The sequence below is a fragment of the Acidimicrobiales bacterium genome (genome assembly GCA_035533595.1).
In the GTDB taxonomy this organism is placed as follows: domain Bacteria; phylum Actinomycetota; class Acidimicrobiia; order Acidimicrobiales; family Bog-793; genus DATLTN01.
This window is the reverse complement of sequence record DATLTN010000057.1, coordinates 13928-31028: the sequence shown is the minus strand read 5'-3', so window position 1 is coordinate 31028 and position 17101 is coordinate 13928. Positions and strand designations below refer to the sequence as shown.

Sequence of the window (17101 nt, the reverse complement as noted above, 5' to 3'; positions counted from 1 at the left end):
GTTCGATGGATGCCGTGCACATCGTCGTGGTCGGCTGCGGAAGAGTCGGCTCGAGTCTCGGCATCGCGCTCGTGCGAGCGGGGCACAGCGTGGTGATCATCGACAAGTCCGAGCCCGCCTTCCGGCGGCTGCCCGCTGACTGGGGGGGCCGCGCGATCCACGGCATGGGCTTCGACCGTCACACCCTCGACGAGGCCGGCGCCGAGCGTGCGGGGGCGCTCGCGGCGGTGACGAACGGCGACAACTCGAACATCCTCTGCGCCCGGATCGCGCGCGAGACCTACGAGATCCCCGCGGTCGTCGCCCGCATCTACGACCCCCGCCGCGCCGAGATCTACCAGCGTCTCGGCATCCCCACCGTCGCCACCGTGACCTGGACCATCGAGCAGGTGCAGCGGCGCCTCTTCCCGACCGAGACGATCACCGAGTGGACCGACCCCTCCGGGCAGGTGCAGCTCATCGAGCGCGCCATCCCCTTCTCCTGGTGCGGCCGGCGCCTCCAGCAGATCGAGGGCGAGACGGGCGCGCAGGTCGTCGCCGTGACGCGCGCCGGCATCGCCCGCGTCGGCGCCGGCGAACTCGTCGGCCAGGAGGGCGACGTCCTGCACCTGGCGGTGAACGCCCTCAGCCGCGAGCGCGTCGGCGAGGCCTTCCACGAGGCGCACGAGGAGGCGAGGGTGGCCCGCTCGTGAAGGTCGTCATCGCCGGTGCCGGCGCGGTGGGCACCTTCCTCGCGGACGACCTCGCCGCGGGTGGCCACGAGGTGCTCCTCATCGAGAAGAACCCGAGCGCCATCGAGCAGCTCCCCGAGGACCCCCGAATCCGCCTGGTGCGTGCCGACGCCTGCGAGGTGGACGTCCTGCAGACAGCGGAGCTCGACAAGGCCGACGTGGTCGTGGCGGCGACGGGGGACGACGAGGACAACCTCGTCATCTCCCTCCTCGCCAAGCAGGAGTTCGCGGTGCCGCGGGTGATCGCCCGGGTCAACCACCCCCGCAACCACTGGCTGTTCAACGAGACCTGGGGCGTCGACATCGCGGTCTCGACGCCGCACCTGCTCTCCGCTCTCGTCGAGGAGGCAGTCTCGGTCGGCTCGATGGTGCAGCTCCTCTCCTTCGAGGGGGGCAACACCCGGCTCGTCGAGGTGACCCTCGACGCCGGCTCCCCCTCCGCGGGGACGAGCCTCGAGAACCTCAACCTGCCCCGCGGCGCGACCATCGTGGCGATCGTGCGCGAGGGGCGCCTCGTCGTCCCCCGCGGTGACACCCGCGTGCTCGTCGGCGACGAGGTGGTGCTGCTGCTCACCGAGGAGTCCGAAGAGGAGGTGCGCGTCCTCTTCGTCGCCACGTGACAGCGGCGCACGACGGGGCGAGCGCCAAAGGGCAGGTCGCGGCCTACTTCGACCTCGACAAAACGGTCATCGCCAAGGCCTCGATGGCGGCCTTCCGCGGTCCGCTCTACTCCGGAGGGCTCCTCGACCGGCGGGCCCTCGTGCGCGCCGCCTTCGCGCAGATCGTCTACCTCCACCTCGGGGCCGCCGAACATCGCCAGGCGCGCATCCGCGAGGTGATCCTCACCCTCAGCCGCGGCTGGTCGGCCGAACGGGTCGGCGTCATCGTCGAGGAGGCGCTCGAGCGGGTGGTCGAGCCGATCATCTACGCAGAGGCGATGGACCTCATCGACACGCACCGCGAGGCGGGCCACCGCGTGGTGATCGTCTCTGCCTCACCCGAGGAGATCGTCCTCCCCCTCGCCCGCCACCTCGGGGTCACCGAGGCGATCGCGTCGCGCGCCGCGCTCGACGCGCGCGGGCGCTACACGGGGGAGATGGCGTTCTACGCCTACGGCCCCTACAAGGCGGAGGCGCTCCGTCGCCATGCGGCCGAGCACGGGGTCGACCTCGCCGAGTCCTACGCCTACAGCGACTCGTACACCGACGTGCCGATGCTCGAGAGCGTCGGCCACCCCGTGGCGGTGAACGCCGATCGCGTCCTTGGCCGCCTCGCGCGCGAGCGGGGCTGGGAGAGCCGCCACTTCAACTCCCCCGTGCGCCTGCGCGACCGGGTGCGGGGACACGTACGCGTGTCACCGCCGGTCGTCGCAATCAGCCTCGGTGCCTGCGTGATCGGAGCGGCAGCGCTCGTGCTCGGCTGGTGGCTGGGCAGCAATGCCCGAGTCAGGCGAAGTGGCTGAGTGCGCTCAGTCGGTGCGAAGTCGCCGCGCGGCGACAACGCCCAGGCCGACGAGGGCGAGCAGGATGATGAGCTTCTTCAACATGCCGTGATGCTACCCGCCGCCCGGGCTGACGCTCCGGGCGCGACGCACTTCGCTGAGGCGGAGCCCCTGCTCGCCGAGCGCCAAGCTGAATCGTCCCCGCCACCTGCTCCAACCGGCTCGGGGCGGGTCGCCCGGCTCAGCCAATGCGAGGTGCCCGTGACCGAGGCGACGAAGCCGATCTGAGGCCCGTGAACGAGACGCTGCGGCGAGGATCACCTTCCCGGCGCGCCGGCGAGTTCGGCGAAGCAGCGGGCGGCGGCCCTTCGCGCTGGGCCAGACCGTCGCTATGGGGTGGTGAACCGGTATCCGGCTCCTCGTACGGTCTTGATGTAGGTCTCCTCACCCGGTGCGTTGATCTTGCGCCGGAGATAACCGACGTAGACGTCGACGACATTGGTGCCGGTGTCGAAGTCATAGCCGAACACGTCGTTCATGATCCGCGTCCGCGTCATGACGTGGGTGGGGTGGCGCATGAAGAGCTCGAGGAGCGCCCACTCTCGTGGCGCCAGCTCGATCTGCCGGTCGCCGCGTCGGGCGACCTTGGTCAACAGGTCGAGGACGAGGTCGCCAACCGTGAGCTCAGTTGCGACCTGTTGAGTGCTCACCCGCACCGCCGACCGGATACGAGCGAGCAGCTCTTCGAAGGAGAACGGCTTGGTGACGTAGTCGTTCGCACCGAGATTGAGCACGCGCACCTTGTCCTCGGTCTCGGCCCGAGCGGTGAGGACGATGACCGGGAGTCGAGAGGCACGGGAGCGGACCGACCGCAGGACCTCCTCCCCGGAGACGCCGGGGAGGCCGAGATCGAGCAGGACCAGGTCGAAGGAGGCGTCGGCGCGCGCCAACAGCCCTGATGCGGACTCGCCGTCTCGCGCAACCGAGGTCGCGTATCCCTCGGCCGCGAGGCCCTTCTCGATGAACGAGACGATCCGGGCATCGTCTTCGACGACGAGGATGTGCATCTAGCGCATCGAGGTGAGGACGCTCGTGCGTGGGAGCACGATCGCGACGCGCGCACCCCCGAACGTCGGTGACTCATCGACGGAGATCTCGCCTCCATGAGCGATCGCGACTGCTTTCGCGATCGCGAGCCCGAGCCCGGATCCACCCGCGGTGCGCGCACCGGGCCGCGCGAACCGCTCGAGCGCCGCCTCCCGCTCGGATTCGGGTATCCCTCCTCCGGAGTCTTCGACGACGACGGAGACGTCGCCGGAGAAGGGATCTTGTTCAGCTCCGAGGGCGATCGCGTCGTCTTGCCCAGTGGCGTGGATCGCGTTCTCGAGCAGATTCACGATTGCCCCGCGCAGTTGCTCGGGGTCTGCAGCGATCGCGAGCCGCGGCATCGCTGCCAGGATGAACCGTCGGGGAGCGAGGACGGCCACGGACTCGACGATCGAACCGAGGAACTCACGCAGGTCGATCGCGGCGACCTTGAGCAGATCGGGCTCCATCGCGCGTCCCAACATCAAGAGCCGTTCGATGAGCACGGCCATACGGTCGAGTTCGTCGATCACGAGCATCACCGTCTCTCGGACCGCAGCCGCGTCGTTCGTGCCGGTTCGCCCGAGGACCTCGAGATGACCACGGACGACGGTGAGCGGCGTGCGGAGCTGGTGGGAGACGTCCGAGAGCAGACGTCGTTGGCCAATCATCGCCGCTTGGAGGTGGTCGAGCATCGAATCGAAGGTCCTTGCCAGCTCCCCCACCTCGTCATCGATCTGCGGATCACCGAGGCGCTGGTCGAGATCGCCGCTACCGATCTCCTCGGCCGCTTCGGTGATCCTGCCGACCGTGCGCAGGAGGCGCCGCAGTAGGAAGAACGCACTGGCCACCCCCACGAGCAGGGCGACTGCACCTTCGGCGAGCGAGAGCGCGAGCACCCTCGATCGCTCCGACGCGAAGGGTCCGAGATCGGTTGCGGCAATGTAGGTGCCGATCGCCGTCCCTCCCGACCAGATGGGTGCCGCGACGATCTCGAGCGGTGTCCGACCGACGGTCGCGGAGAAGGTGTCGGTCGCAAACGGTGGCGTCACAAACCAGCGCGCGATCTGGGGATCGTGGACCAAGCGGTCCGAGTCGCCCGTGACGACGAGCCCCGCACCGACGACTGCCACCACGACCGAGTCGCCCGCAGCGAGCGAATGGGTCTGGAGAAACCGGATGGAAAAGGTGCGGAAGCTCTCACTTGCCGGTCGGGCCTGCGCCGCCTGCCCGAACTGGCGGAGCTGAACGCCGATCTCGGAGGCAGCGGCCGCCTCATAGCTGGCCGAGAAGCTGCGGAGTAAGGCGACGGTGACGACGCCGATCGCCGTCGCGAGCACGACCGCGTGAAAGGCCGCGAGGCGGCCAGCGGAACCGACGCGGTGCAGCCGCAACTTCCGGAGCTTCACGGGGCCGATGTCTGGTCACTACAGCACCGTCGCGTCGGTCGACGGTACGTTCGACCGACCGAGCTGATCAACGGTCACCCTTGTTCTCATGGTCGGTCGTGCCCGAGACCGCCTCCACTCCCTCGCTGTCGGTGGAATCGCCGTGGTCATCTTCGACGTGCACAGGGCGGATGGGGGTGACGACCGTCGTCGATTCGCTCCCGCCGCTCCCGGACACACCCGTCGCACGAGGCAGCGTCGAGGAGGTGATGGTCGCACGCGGCACGCTCGTCGAGGTCGTCGACGCAACGGGTGAAGACGAAGTCGTAGCGATGGTGGGGGTTGTGGTCCGCGGCGGCACCGTGGTCGGCATCGAAGGAATCGTCGCCGCCGTGGTGACGGCGATATCGAGGTGGCGCGGGAGCTCAGTGCGGGCCACGGTCGAACTTGTCAGCACGAACGCCAACGCGGACGCCGCCCCCACGAGTCCGAGGCCGACGAACATGCCGGACCGCCCGATCACATCGCCCCAGCCCCGGTGCGCCTGGTCACGCGAGGCCTGGGGACGGTTCGGTCGTCGGTTCGCGCGCGCCGCCATTGCATCATTCTCTCTCCCGGTCATCTCGAAGCTGCGCGGCCCGACGGTCGCGCGGCCCCGACGGCGGGCGATCGCAACTCCAACGCCCGCTCCGGACAGGCCGAGACAGCGCGACGGGCGCGTGCGAGCGTCCTGTGGTCGATGATCAGCTCAGAGCTCACCGACGCATATCCCCACTGGTCGAGCCCGACCCGTTCAGGGCAACACCGCGCACAGATGCCGTGCGCATCGCAGATCGAGGCGTCGACCTCGAGGCGCCAGCGCACCTGCTCTTGCCTCACCGCTTCGACCCGGCCCGCCTGGGGAGCGGAAATCCCAGCGCACTCGGCGCGCACGATCGGCCGGCGAGATGCTCATCGACCTCAGGTGCGAACGTGTCGAGGGCGCTCTCGACCAACGAGACCACGCCGCTCGGGTGGCCGCACGCTCCTCGTCCGGCCACCGCCGCACAGAGCTGACGGAGCCTGCGCAGGTCGCGGCGGGTCGCGGCCCCGCCGCCCAGCGCGTCGAGCACGTCGGCGATCGCCGGGAGCCCGGAGGCACATGGGCCACACTGACCTGCGGATTCACCGGCGAGCCAGCGGACGATTCGGGCAGTCGTGGCAACGCCACATGACCGCCCTCCCAAGACAGCAACGAGTCCACATCCGATCGACACCCCTGCCCGGAAGAGCGATCCTCGACTGAGCGGCGTCACGCGGGCGATCTTGCCGTCGAGCCAGATCCCCTCGTATCCCCCGATCAGGACTGCCCGCGGGGCTTCGTCGAGCCCCCCGACCGTCGAGAGGAGCGCGCCGAGAGGAACGGGCTCGAGCACCTCTGCGACGACTCCGGGCACCGTCACCTCTCCTGCGAGGGTCACCAGCGTCGAGCCGGGCGACGAGCGATCTCCGGCCTCGGCGAACCAGCGCGACCCATACCTCGCGACGAGGGCGAGGTGCGCGATGGTCTCGGCGTTGTTCACCGTCGTCGGACGACCGAAGAGCCCCGACGCCGCCGCGGGCACCGAGCGGTGGCGGGGCAAGGCCCCCGAACCTTCTAGGTACGAGATCACCGCACTCGTCTCGCCCGCGACGTACCGAGCGGGCGCCTCGACGAGGCGGACCGGCACGGCATCGTTGCCTCGCTCGGAGATCGCGCCTTGCAGCGCTGCGATCGACGGCCCTCGGCCCTCGTGGAGGTAGAAGACGATCTCGTCTGCCCCGATCGCCCGAGCCGCGACCATCGCGCCGTCAATGACCAGATGCGGGCGCATCTCGATGAGCGTGCGATCTTTGCGACTCGCGGGCTCACCTTCGGATGCATTGACCACAACGACCGCGACGCCCGGGGATTCCGCGGCAACTGCGCACTTGGTCGCGATGGGGAACTGTCCCCCGCCCCGCCCGAGAAGCCCGCTTCGCTCGATGATCGCCCGAAGCTCCGCGGGATCAACTGCGTCGAGCTCAAGCGGGTTGAGGCGGCGGTTGTGGTCGACGAGGCTCTCTGTCCCTCCGGCGTGTGGCGGTCCTGCGAGCAGTCGCGCACCTGGTCCGCCGAGGACCGCGAACGACGGCGCGCCCCCTCGGTTCCCATCTGGATCGAGCGACCCCGATCGCATCGACTCGATCGACAGCGACGTCATCGCGACGTTCCGAGCAGATCGCGGTCATCACGACGATCGAAACGACGGACCGAGGGCTCCAACGCGACAGGCGCGCCCTCGCCCCGGCCAGCAAAGGTGCGCGTCGCGTAGAGGAACGCCACGGAGGTACCGGTGACCACGTAGACGATGCGCAGCGCCGCGGTGTCGGTCCCTGCAAGCACGCCGTGGAACCAGGTCATCGCGAAGGTCAGCAATGCGAGCCGATGGATCACGAGCCAGTGCCGCGTGACCGCGCGCCCAGCGAAGCGCGCCGTGGCGGCGATGAGCACCATCAGCTCGAACGCCCCGACCCCGACTCCGACCGCAACGCGTCGGTAGTGCGAGAGACCGGGGACGAACGCGCCGACCCATCCGACTCCGGCGTAGTGATCGCTCGCGAGAAAAGCGAGATGTCCGACGATGAGCGCCACCACCGCGACACCGAGCGCCGCGTGCGCGTGCAGGCGGCTCTCCGGGTGGCCCCCGCCAAACCGGAGCCGCCAGGGATGCCGCATCCACAGCCCCAGCGCGACGAGCGCCGACAAGGCCAGGTAGCCGGCGACGCCCAGCGCACGCCCGGTGATCCAGGGGAAGTTCCGCGTATGGATCGTGGGCGCGAGCGCCCACGCGAAGACGAATCCGCCTGCGAGCGGGAGGGTGATCGCGACGGCGCTCGCGAGCAGTCGCGATGCCCCCGAAACCACCTTCTCGTATCCACTCGGGGTCACGTGCGTCGCCACTGGACGTACCTCTCCATCGCTTTGCTCATCGCCAGTGACCCTTCCTCGTCGATCCACAGCGCCGCGATCGCGTGCCGGTGAGCAACCGCAGCGATCTCGGATCGACCGCTGATGAACAGCGCCTTACTCCAGACCTCCGAGCGCGCCGGATCACGACCGACGACGGTTACGGCAACGAGACCACGCCCACCCGGCTCTCCGGTGGCCGGGTCGATCAGGTGGTGGACGCGCCGTGAGCCGGCAACCCAGCGGCGGAGCCGGGTCGAAGAGGTGGTTACCGCTCGGTCGCGTACCGACAGGACAGCGATGGGCTCGAGGTTCCCGGTCGGGTCCTCGACCGCGATCCGCCATGGCTCGTCATCGTCGGCGAGGCCCGCGCAGTAGCAGTCGCCTCCCGCCTCGACGAGGAAGCTCGCGACCGATTTCGCAAGGATCTCGCTCGACCAGCGGACTGCAAGGCCCTTTCCGATCCCGCCGAGGTCGATCGGATCGGCCCCGAGCAGCACCTCGAGCGATGCGTGGCGCAGCCGAGGACGCCACGGCATGGATGCGGCGTGGCCGCCCCGGAGCGGTTCGGCCCTCACCGAGAGGTCCCCGTTGCCGAACGGAAGCGTCCGGGTGTAGCCGAGGGCGACGAGCCGGCGCAGCACCCGGGGATCGAAACGGCCTCCCGTGATGTCGTGTGCCTGCTTTGCCTCCGCAATGGCACGAAAGAGGGTCTCGGGAACGTGGTGCCACCGGTGCGGCGATCGGTTCGACTCCATCAACGGGCTCGTTGGGACGAACCGGGTGCATGCCCGGTCGACTTCGTGGAAGACCGAGGTTGCCGCTGCAATGGCGCTGTGGAGGCGCTCTGTGGCCCCTGCAGTGCATTCATGACTTGGGACCGTGACCGTGACGCGCGTCGCCATCGCTCGAGTGGTGACGACTAGATCACCCGTCGCGCATTGCGCTGCGGCCTCCTCAGACGTCGACGCCAGGACGTCAAGGGACGACAACGGAGGCTCCCGTGGTCGCGTGGGTGGTCGGGGCGGGCGTGGCGACCGTCGGGCTCGAGATCGGCGCGATCGACGGAACCGGAGGCAGGCTCGGAAGGCTCGGCAGCACGACGTTCGGCAATGAAACCGATCCCCCGTCGCCTGCGGCGGAACGGGCGAGCTGGCTCTGCGCCTTGGCGAGCGCTGTGATCGCCTGTTGGTCCGCAGCGAGCGTCCGGGTGACCTTCGCCAATGCTGCAGCGTTCGATGACGTCGCCGGAAGCGTTGTTGTGGTGGTCACCGCGGCGGTCGCGTGCGTGAGGGTCGATTGCACAAACCGATCGGCGAGCCCGGCGGTGACGAGGAGTGCGGAGCCCACGATGGCGGAGGGAAGGACGCGATGCCTGTTCCGCGCTCGTCCGATCGTGCGCGCCGCCTTGGCCCGGCCCTGTGCGACACGGTCCCGTGCCGCGAGGAGCTCATCGGGGAGGATTTCCTGGGAAGTGTCGGCATACGGGTCGAAATCAGTCGTCATGATGGTCACCTCCGTACGAAGACCCCGCGCTCGGCGCCACTTGCTGCCGGGTTGCAACGGCGCTGGCCTGCGCTGCGGCGCGGGCCTGCGCTGCCTTGAGCACAGCGGACTCCCGCTGCAAGGTGACGCCTTCTGCCGAGAGCGCAGCGGCACGCGCCGCAAGCTGCTCGGTCTCAGTCACGATCTGACGTTGCTCGGCGGCCAACTGGGAACGCTCTGACCCGATCGCGGCCTGCGAACGGGCGAGGGCCGCGAACGAGGTGGCGAGGACGGTGGCTGTCTCTGTCCTCGCATTCGCGATCGACACCGTGAGTCCGTTCGCTGCCCGGATGACAGCTTGGGTGGCGTTCCTCTCGGAGCGGCTGGCCGACGTCGCGGCCGGCCGACGTACGACGACCACGGCTGCGGTCTTGTTCGCCCGAGGCACCACAATCGACAGCGCTCCGACTGCGCCAACGACGCATGCGCTCAGCCCGAGCAGTCCGACCCACCGGTGCGAATGTTCCATGTCCACTCCTTGCGATCCGCGTCGAGAGGACCTCGCCGGCAGTATCGAGGAGCGATCTAATTGGTTCGTGAGCTGAAGATGAGTATCTGCTCATCTTCTGGAGATCCCGGTCGCCGTCTGGCGGATGCCAGGGCGGTGCGTCAGTAGCCCCTCGACGGCGCGCAAACCGCGAGAGCGTTGCTCAAAAGGGCGGGGGACCCGGGTCGCTCCCAAATGGAACCGATGGCCGGTCCAAACGAAAGCGCGTCGTCCACAAACATCGAATGGAACAGGGCGGATGCCCTCCTTAACCGGAGACGACCGCCGAGGTAGCGATCCACCTATGGTGCGCCCATGCTGACCGCCGACGAGGTCGTACTGCTCCAAGCGGTGTTCCGCTCCCGCGCGCTGGACGTCGCATACCTGTCGACGGCCTTGCGACGTCCGCAACGTGAGGTTCGTGCGGCGATCGAGCACCTGCGCGACCGGGGGCTACTGTCGACGAACGCCGCAGGTGACATCCTGGATCCCCCGCAGGACTCTGTAGTAAAGGTCGCTGTCGACGCGCTCGCCGCACAGGCGAGGACCGCAACTGAGCTCGGACGGACCCTCGCCGAGCTCCCTTCGCTCATTCGCGACTGGGAGTGGGGACGTCCCGGGGAGGCGAGCTCGATCCCGGCAGAGGTCATCGAGGGGCCGACGGCGATCATCGACGCGTGGTGGCGGTACGTGGACCGCAGTCAACCGATCTCGACGGTCTGCATCGCTCCCGACGCCCACGCCTTCCTCCGGGTCCCGCCCGAGGACGCCGCGCGCCTCTCGGCGTTCGTCGGGCCCGACACCGGGGGCATCCGGATCATCATCGACCCGAACACCCTGGACCAGGAGAGCCGGCCGGTCGTCGACGCGCTCCGCGTGATCGGGCTCCACTTCCGCGTGCTCGCGAACCCACCGAGCTGGTTCATCGCCGACGGCGACCGCGTGGCGGCACTACCGGCGAGGTGGGGCGATCCGTGGCCGCAGCGGGTGCTGCTCGTCCGGAATCCCGTGATCGCCGATCTCCTGCGTGGTTACTACGAACTCCTCTGGCGCTACGCCGTCGAGATCGAGGTTCATGGTCAACCGTGGGCGCCGATCATGCGGTTGCTCGACGAGGGCCTCACCGACGAGGAGATCGCGAAAAGGCTGAACGTTTCCGCACGGACCGTCCGGCGGCGGGTGACCGAGGCCATGCAGGCGTTCGACGTGACGAACCGCTTCACGCTCGGCCGAGCCTGGTCGCGATCGCTGCAGTAGTCGGGCCGTCAGCGGAACTCGGCCGGGAGCGCTACTGCGCCACCATGCTCGCGATCGCAACCTGCATCTGGAGCGCGTTGCCGGCAGGCGTGTTCGCGAGGTCGAGGGTGACCTCGAAGTGTTCCAACGTCGGCATGTTCGAAAGCATCGAATCGATCCACTGCTGATCGTTCGCGAGTGCATTCGTGAAGTTGTCGGCCTCCGCCTGTTGCGCCGCTGCCGAGCCGATGAGCGCAAGCGCGCCGACGATGACCCCGATCGGCCCAATCGCGGCTGTGATCGTCGCCGCCGCCTCGTCGGCGACGGTCGCCGCCGCCTCAGTCGCCGCGGTGGTGACCGCGTCAGTCGTCGCGTTGCCGACCTCAGTCCCAGCCTCACCTGCAGCTGTGGCTGCGCCGGCGGTGTCACCGGAGGAAGTTGCCTCGCCGATGGCGTCGATCGCCGGGAGATCGGCCTCCGGCGACGGAGGCGCGTCCAGCGTGTTGGTCAGCTGCCAGTCCCCGTACGTGCCGTCCTGCCACGTGCTCGCCGCGTCGGCGGACTCGGTCGGCGTCGGGTTGTCGATGGCCTGTTGGTACTGCTGACCGACGTTGACGCGGGGCGCGTACGGCTTCTCGATACCGAGCCGGTTCATGATCGTCCCGCGCGGGACGATGGTCGCGGCACCCGCAGCTCCGTCCGCCGGGTACACCAGCACGCCCGAGATGTTGAAGAAGGCGGTCCATGCCGCGACCGCTGCGACCGCGGAGGCGAGCGGGACGGACAGGCCGAGCCCGACATCTAGGTCGTTGGGGTCGTACGTCCCGCTGCCGCCGGGAATGAGCCCGTCTTCGAAGGCGACTCGCTGATCGGTGGCGTTGCGCGAGTAGTCGATCGCGGCGAAGAGCCGTTCCAGCACCACCGAGGTGCTGTCGACCGCGCTCGAGCCGGCGGAGGGCAGCATCAAGGCCTGGAGGCCTTGTTGGAGGTCGCCCGTCGGCGCAGGGTCGATCTGGAAGAGGGAGCCCAGGCTGAGCTGACTCCCGGACCCGCCGGCGGCGGTCACCTGGGTGTCGGCCTTCAGCTGGTTGTAGTCGTGCTCGACCTGGTTCCTCGCGCCCTGCTCCTGTCCGAGCATCTGCCGAAGCACTCCCTGCTCGAACGCCTGCGCGGTCGGCGAGAGCGTCGCTCCCGACTGTTCGAGCGAGAGATCCTCTTCGGCCTGGAGCAGCAACACGTACGACTCGACTCCGCACGAGATCGGGTGCACGGTGTCCGATCCGGCTCCGGACCACGAGTACCCGGTCACCGTGACCGTCCCATTGGGATTGCGGACGACGCTCGGCGAGCCCTGGGTGGACGGCGCGGTCTCGCAGCCGGCGCCCAGATCGGACAACGCCTGGACCAGGGTCGTTCCGTAGCCGGGGTCGGCAGGGTTGCCGCCACTCGCCGGCCGGAGTACAGCGAGGAGCCCCTTCAGCAGTTCCGCCGTGGCGAGGATGTTGGTCGGCAGCGCGACCGAGTCCCACGCCGTCTGCGCGACGTCCTCGGGGATCGTCACGGAGTACCGGTCGGCGCACGTGTTGGCGAGCGGGGCCGCGTGCACGAGCGCGGACGAGAAGTAGTCCGTCGTGCAGTACTGACGCGTCGTCGTGGTCGCCTGCCATCCAGGACTCGCACTGATCGACGGCCACGCGGCGAGGATGTCGAAGTAGGTGTGGTCCTGCAGCACCCGGTCAAGGAGCAGGTTCATCGCCTGGTTGGGCGTGGAGCAGTTGCCGTTGTCCAGGCAGAGGTTCCACGCGAAGTCGACGATCGCTGCGTCGCCGGGATAGGTGTCGGTCGTGTCCGCGGGCCAGATCGAGTGGTGGATGAAGTTGATCAGGGAGGCTGCGCTCGAGAACGCGCTGAGCGAGTCGCCGAGGTCCCAGCCCGCCATCTCCACCGTGCTCGCGGGCTGACGGACGGCGCGCACGTCGCCGTTGTCTGTGTCCGCGACGTAGACCGTGTCGTTGGCGTCGAGGGCGAGCGCCGTCGGGACGTCGAACAGCGACAGGTCCGCTTCCGCGTCCTGGTAACCGGCCTCCCCGCCGTAGACGCCGGTGATGTTCGTTCCGGCCGACCCCGAGCATGTCGTGGTCGTCTGGGTGAGACAGGAGGGAGGACCGGCCAACGTCGCCACCAGCAGGCCCGACACCGACGCGCTCGGTGCGGAGATCTTCCGGATCGCGTTGTTGGCGCGATCGGCCACGTAGATGTCACCGAAAGCATCGACGGCAAGGCCGCCCGGAGCGTCGAACTCCGCGACGTCCGCTCGCCCGTCGAGGAACCCGTTCGCGCCGTCGCCAGCGAGGACGGTGAACCCAGTCGCCGACGTGAACTCATCGATCTGTTCGGTGGTGTCGTCGCTGACGAAGACGTCGCCGTTGCCGTCGACCGCGACGCCGCCGAAGCTGTCCGTCGTGTAGTGACCGGAGCCGATCATCGTCGGAGTCCCGGCGCCGGCAGAGAGCTCCAACACACCGGCCGAGGTCGCGATGTACAGGTCTCCCGTAGCATCGACCGAGATCGCCTGGATGCCGGCAACGTTGATGACGGGCGTCGTCTCCACTCCCGCTGGGGTGTATTCGTAGACCGCCTGCTCCTGGGCGTCCGCGACGAAGAGGTCCCCCGCGGCATCCGTCGCGAGCGCTACGACATCGGTGAAGCCGTCGGCGAACGCCGACACGGTGCCGTCGGCGTCCTGCATCCGGATCGCAGCGCGGTCGGCGAAGTAGACAATGCCCCCGGGAGCGGCAGCCACCGCGACCGGTGCGCGCGTCGGCGAGACGGTGCGCTTTGTGGTGCTCGTCGGCGTGACTTCGTAGAAGTTGTCGCTTGTCGTCGCGACGAGCACGTCGTCGTGTCCCACGACGGCGAGTCCGCGCGGCTCGGCGACGCCCGCGTTGAGGTCTCCCTCCACCGAACCCGAGGCCGGGAACCGATCGGTGTAAGTGTGCACCAGCTGCTCGCCGGTCGTCGGGACCTCGGTGACGCCGACCCGACCTGAGACGTAGAGAGCGCACGTGGTGCTTCCGGCGAAGACGCACCCACTGTCGAGCGCGAGGTCGTAGACCTCCGAGAAGCCGTCGTTCTCGTCGAGAACGACGCCCGCAGGGATCGTGACCGAGTCGGAAGCGACCAGCTGCGTGCCCACCGGGATCGCCGTTCCCGCCGGGATCGTCCCGTTCAAAGTGAGGGTGTCGGTCGTTGACGCAAGCGGCACCTCGGTGGTGATCGCGTCTGTGATGACCCCGACGGGGACGGTGGATCCAGCGGGAATGTGCAGACCGATGTTGGCGGGGATGTTCACCGCGTAGGCGGCCGGCACCAACGTGCCCGCCGGGACCGGGTTCGGATTGCTCGGCCCGTAGATCGATGAGCCGATGACGATGACGCCCGTCGGGATGAACGATTCCTTGATCGTGACGTCGGCAGACGTTCCTGCGAAACCCTTGAAGGGGACGTCGACCGGCGCGGTGAAGCGTTGCCGAACCTGGACGGCGCTGGCCGATCCGACACTCGTCAACGCGACGGCCTGGGACGCGGTCGAGATCTGGAGGATCGGTTGGTAGACCGGGTCGACCGTGTTGGTGGGGTCGTGTTCCACCGTCGCCTCGGCGCCGAAGAGTGTGCCGCTGCCGTCGACCGCCATGGCGGTGAACACGTCACCGCTCCCGGCCGGGAGAATCGTGGCCACCGGTCCCGAGACCGAGACCTTGTAGAGGGCACCGGTAGAAACCGAGACGAACAAGTCGCCGCTCCCGTCGACCGCCAGCGCGGTCGGGCTCGCGAGACCACTGACCGGCACGTCGATCTGTGTTCCGCTCGCGTCGAACTCACGGACCTCGCCGGTGCCCGTCCCGGTGCCCGCGTCGGCGACGTACACGTCCCCGGCACCGTTGATCGCGATCCCCGCCGCACCGTGGAGACCGGAAACGAAGACCGACACCGAGTCGTCCGTCGCCGCCACCTTGTCGACGGTGTCGCCCCCCGTGGAGAGGGAGTAGAGATCGCCCGCCGCGTCGCGCACCACATGGTCGGGGTTGAGTTCGCTCCACGAGGTGGAGACGGCGGTCTGCCAGATGCACTCGATAGCGAGGGTCGTGAGGTCCGCCCGACCCATCGTCCCTGTGTCCGGCGCACCGGACATGGGCTGGCACTCCCAGTCGGCGGGTTGTTTGCTGACTGTCAGGTCGTACGCCTGGCCGACCGTCAACGGATGAGCGAAGGAGAAGGTCGACACCGTGGTCTGCGCGTTGTACTCGGCGGTCGCGCTGTCGTCGTTCCCATCGGCGAGCGTGACGGTCTCGTCGGGACCGCGGCCCTCCCAGTAGACGACGCCACCGAGTGTCTGGGTCTCGGGTGTGCACGAATAGGTGGTGAGCGCCGGGTCCACCTCACCCACATCCAACGTGCCGTTGGCGTTCGCATCGACCCCCCACTCGGTGGCGGTCCCACCGTTCGGGCAGGAGGAGTTGCCCACTGAGAGCGTCGTCGGCGGCCCGGAGAGCAGGGCGGCGGTCGGCAACCCGTTGGGCACGAACGGCACGCACTCGATCTGGATGTCGGGGACCGACGGGGTACCGCTGCTGTCGTTGAGCGCGCAGGTGGCACCGCTCGGCTGCATCGCGATCGCCAGATGAGGGATCTGCGCCGACGACAGGTCGCTTGGCGTCATTGTCGCGGAGGTGCCGATCGTGATGTCACCGGCGTGGTCGATCTCCAGCGTCTTTGCAGGAGTCGCGGACGTGTTCTCCAGGACGAGCGGCGCCATGGCCAGCGCGTCGATCGTCGGCAGGCCGACCACGGACCCGAACCAATTGCCGGATGCGAGCTCGGTCAGCTGCGTCGACGGCGACGCACCGGAGACCACCGCACCGGCCAACTGGCCGAGCAACGCTGAGTATGCGGACTGACCAGCCGTCGCGTCATGGCCGTCAGAGGGCAAGGTCGCCGGGGTGATGCCAGCACCAGACGCTCCAAGCGTTCGTTGCACGAGATCGCCGAAGGCCGTCGCAAAGTCCGCTGGGGTCAGTCCACCCGTCTCGTCGAGCGCTTGATCGACCGCGGCAGTCGTGAGTGGCGTGGCGGGCGCCGACGGGGGCGCGGCGTCCCCGCTGATCTGGACAAACGTCTGCAGGGCGTCACCGGTGGCATCGATCAACTGGCCCGTGCCGCAACGGCCATCACTGGACTCCTGCGACTCGTCACTGCAGTAGGTGCCACCGGTCGCGACCACCAACACCTCACCGGTCGTCCCAGATGGGGTGACGACGTCGTAGGTGCCGTCGAGGCCAGTCACGTAGCAACCGGCGCCGTCGGCGTGGCCGCTGTCCCCCGCAGCCGCGGTGACCGAGATCTGTGCCCCCATCGCGCCGTTGACCACCCAGTAGAAGCAGACCGTGGCCCCGACGACTGGACCGTTCATTGCGACACCGGAGATCTCCGGGCCTGCGCCGGCAGGTGCCGGGCTGGGCAATGTCGTGGTCGTCGGCGTCGGCGATGGAGTGGTCGTCGGAGTCGATGTCGGCGATGGAGTGGTCGTCGCGGTCGGCGTCGGAGAGGGTCTGGTCGGGGGTGCCGTCGTCGTGGTGGTCGGTGCGAACGAGTTGGGATTTGAAGAGGTAAGCCTCAGCGCGGAAGACGTCGTTGGCGCCTGCGGAGTTGTATCCGGGATGACCATGTGGATCCCCGACATCGGCGTGGTGGAGTTCGAACTGTGCGAACGCGACGGTGGAACTGGTCGATTTCCTGCGGGATTGGACGCTTGGGACCGGGCGGGCGGCGAGCTACTCGAGGCGATGATTGGCACAACCGCTGCACCGGCAATGACGACGATGCTGCCGAACAAGAACCCTTTCCTGCGCACGGCTGCAGTATCGACGGTTTCCAAAATGGTCGCAACGAGAAAAGAGGACGGTCCTAAAACGGCCAATCCGCACCATCAATGCGTCATCTTTCGAAGCCCCGCGAGCTCACGAAGCAGCATCGGCCTGGGGGCGAGGTCCACTCGATCGATCTCCGCCGCGTCGCGATGGCGCCTGAGCGGCCAATACCGCCACGAACCCGCTTCGAACGCGGAACTGAGTTGCAGCGAGCGATGCCGCGGCACGGACTCCGCGATCACATCCGCGAAGCGATGCGCTAGCAACCTCAACTGACGAATGAAGAAGGCGG

Annotated in this window: 14 protein-coding genes; 5 read left to right on the top strand and 9 right to left on the bottom strand. The window is 68.5% G+C overall.

Annotated elements, in window-relative coordinates; genetic code table 11:
- The first annotated feature begins 5 nt into the window (after window positions 1-5).
- From VNF07_10835 to VNF07_10825, 3 genes are read left to right on the top strand one after another with little or no spacing between them, the layout of a single operon-like run.
- Window positions 6-692, top strand: coding sequence for a TrkA family potassium uptake protein (locus tag VNF07_10835; GenBank protein HVB06726.1), 687 nt, complete (start codon window positions 6-8; stop codon window positions 690-692).
- The gene (locus tag VNF07_10830) at window positions 689-1351 is read left to right on the top strand and encodes an NAD-binding protein (protein HVB06725.1); all 663 of its coding nucleotides are present in this window, start codon (window positions 689-691) and stop codon (window positions 1349-1351) included. Before VNF07_10835 ends, VNF07_10830 begins: the two co-directional genes overlap by 4 nt.
- Window positions 1348-2193, top strand: coding sequence for an HAD-IB family hydrolase (locus VNF07_10825; protein ID HVB06724.1), 846 nt, complete (start codon window positions 1348-1350; stop codon window positions 2191-2193). The genes VNF07_10830 and VNF07_10825 overlap by 4 nt, the downstream gene beginning before the upstream one ends.
- Before the next feature lie 368 nt (window positions 2194-2561).
- Here VNF07_10825 and VNF07_10820 read toward each other — a convergent pair whose 3' ends face one another.
- The 8 genes from VNF07_10820 to VNF07_10785 all read right to left on the bottom strand — a co-directional run bounded on the left by VNF07_10820 (window position 2562) and on the right by VNF07_10785 (window position 9628).
- Entirely contained in the window at window positions 2562-3239 is a 678-nt protein-coding gene (locus tag VNF07_10820; protein HVB06723.1) for a response regulator transcription factor, read from the bottom strand.
- Window positions 3240-4652: a HAMP domain-containing sensor histidine kinase gene (locus tag VNF07_10815; GenBank protein ID HVB06722.1), complete on the bottom strand. Its 1413-nt coding sequence runs from the start codon at window positions 4650-4652 to the stop codon at window positions 3240-3242. It abuts the gene before it with no gap.
- A gap of 82 nt (window positions 4653-4734) precedes the next feature.
- The gene (locus tag VNF07_10810) at window positions 4735-5244 is read right to left on the bottom strand and encodes a hypothetical protein (GenBank protein HVB06721.1); all 510 of its coding nucleotides are present in this window, start codon (window positions 5242-5244) and stop codon (window positions 4735-4737) included.
- Window positions 5245-5521: 277 nt separating this feature from the next.
- Window positions 5522-6868 (bottom strand): NADH-ubiquinone oxidoreductase-F iron-sulfur binding region domain-containing protein, encoded by a 1347-nt coding sequence (locus VNF07_10805; protein HVB06720.1) that lies wholly within the window; start codon window positions 6866-6868, stop codon window positions 5522-5524.
- Window positions 6865-7608: a hypothetical protein gene (locus VNF07_10800; protein ID HVB06719.1), complete on the bottom strand. Its 744-nt coding sequence runs from the start codon at window positions 7606-7608 to the stop codon at window positions 6865-6867. Before VNF07_10800 ends, VNF07_10805 begins: the two co-directional genes overlap by 4 nt.
- On the bottom strand, window positions 7593-8519 hold the full coding sequence (locus VNF07_10795) for an FAD:protein FMN transferase (protein HVB06718.1): 927 nt from the start codon (window positions 8517-8519) through the stop codon (window positions 7593-7595). The genes VNF07_10800 and VNF07_10795 overlap by 16 nt, the downstream gene beginning before the upstream one ends.
- Window positions 8520-8592: 73 nt before the next feature.
- A complete protein-coding gene (locus tag VNF07_10790; protein ID HVB06717.1) occupies window positions 8593-9129 on the bottom strand; it encodes a hypothetical protein in 537 nt (178 codons plus the stop codon).
- Window positions 9110-9628, bottom strand: coding sequence for a hypothetical protein (locus VNF07_10785; GenBank protein ID HVB06716.1), 519 nt, complete (start codon window positions 9626-9628; stop codon window positions 9110-9112). Before VNF07_10785 ends, VNF07_10790 begins: the two co-directional genes overlap by 20 nt.
- A 333-nt stretch (window positions 9629-9961) precedes the next feature.
- On the opposite strand from VNF07_10785, the gene VNF07_10780 reads away from it, so the two are divergent.
- Entirely contained in the window at window positions 9962-10903 is a 942-nt protein-coding gene (locus VNF07_10780) for a helix-turn-helix transcriptional regulator (GenBank protein ID HVB06715.1), read from the top strand.
- A gap of 31 nt (window positions 10904-10934) precedes the next feature.
- On the opposite strand, the gene VNF07_10775 is transcribed toward VNF07_10780, so the two are convergent.
- Window positions 10935-16352 (bottom strand): hypothetical protein, encoded by a 5418-nt coding sequence (locus VNF07_10775; protein ID HVB06714.1) that lies wholly within the window; start codon window positions 16350-16352, stop codon window positions 10935-10937.
- Between VNF07_10775 and VNF07_10770 the strand changes: the two genes are divergently transcribed.
- On the top strand, window positions 16327-17085 hold the full coding sequence (locus VNF07_10770) for a hypothetical protein (protein HVB06713.1): 759 nt from the start codon (window positions 16327-16329) through the stop codon (window positions 17083-17085). The genes VNF07_10775 and VNF07_10770 overlap by 26 nt on opposite strands.
- The last annotated feature ends 16 nt before the right edge of the window (window positions 17086-17101 follow it).

Excerpts from the sequence above, each read along its gene's own strand:
- VNF07_10775 (HVB06714.1), bottom strand. The coding sequence starts at position 16,352 with ATGAACGGTCCAGTCGTCGGGGCCACGGTCTGCTTCTACTGGGTGGTC.
- VNF07_10780 (HVB06715.1), top strand. The coding sequence starts at position 9,962 with ATGCTGACCGCCGACGAGGTCGTACTGCTCCAAGCGGTGTTCCGCTCC.
- VNF07_10820 (HVB06723.1), bottom strand. The coding sequence starts at position 3,239 with ATGCACATCCTCGTCGTCGAAGACGATGCCCGGATCGTCTCGTTCATC.
- VNF07_10805 (HVB06720.1), bottom strand. The coding sequence starts at position 6,868 with ATGACGTCGCTGTCGATCGAGTCGATGCGATCGGGGTCGCTCGATCCA.
- VNF07_10810 (HVB06721.1), bottom strand. The coding sequence starts at position 5,244 with ATGGCGGCGCGCGCGAACCGACGACCGAACCGTCCCCAGGCCTCGCGT.
- VNF07_10795 (HVB06718.1), bottom strand. The coding sequence starts at position 8,519 with ATGGCGACGCGCGTCACGGTCACGGTCCCAAGTCATGAATGCACTGCA.
- VNF07_10835 (HVB06726.1), top strand. The coding sequence starts at position 6 with ATGGATGCCGTGCACATCGTCGTGGTCGGCTGCGGAAGAGTCGGCTCG.
- VNF07_10785 (HVB06716.1), bottom strand. The coding sequence starts at position 9,628 with ATGGAACATTCGCACCGGTGGGTCGGACTGCTCGGGCTGAGCGCATGC.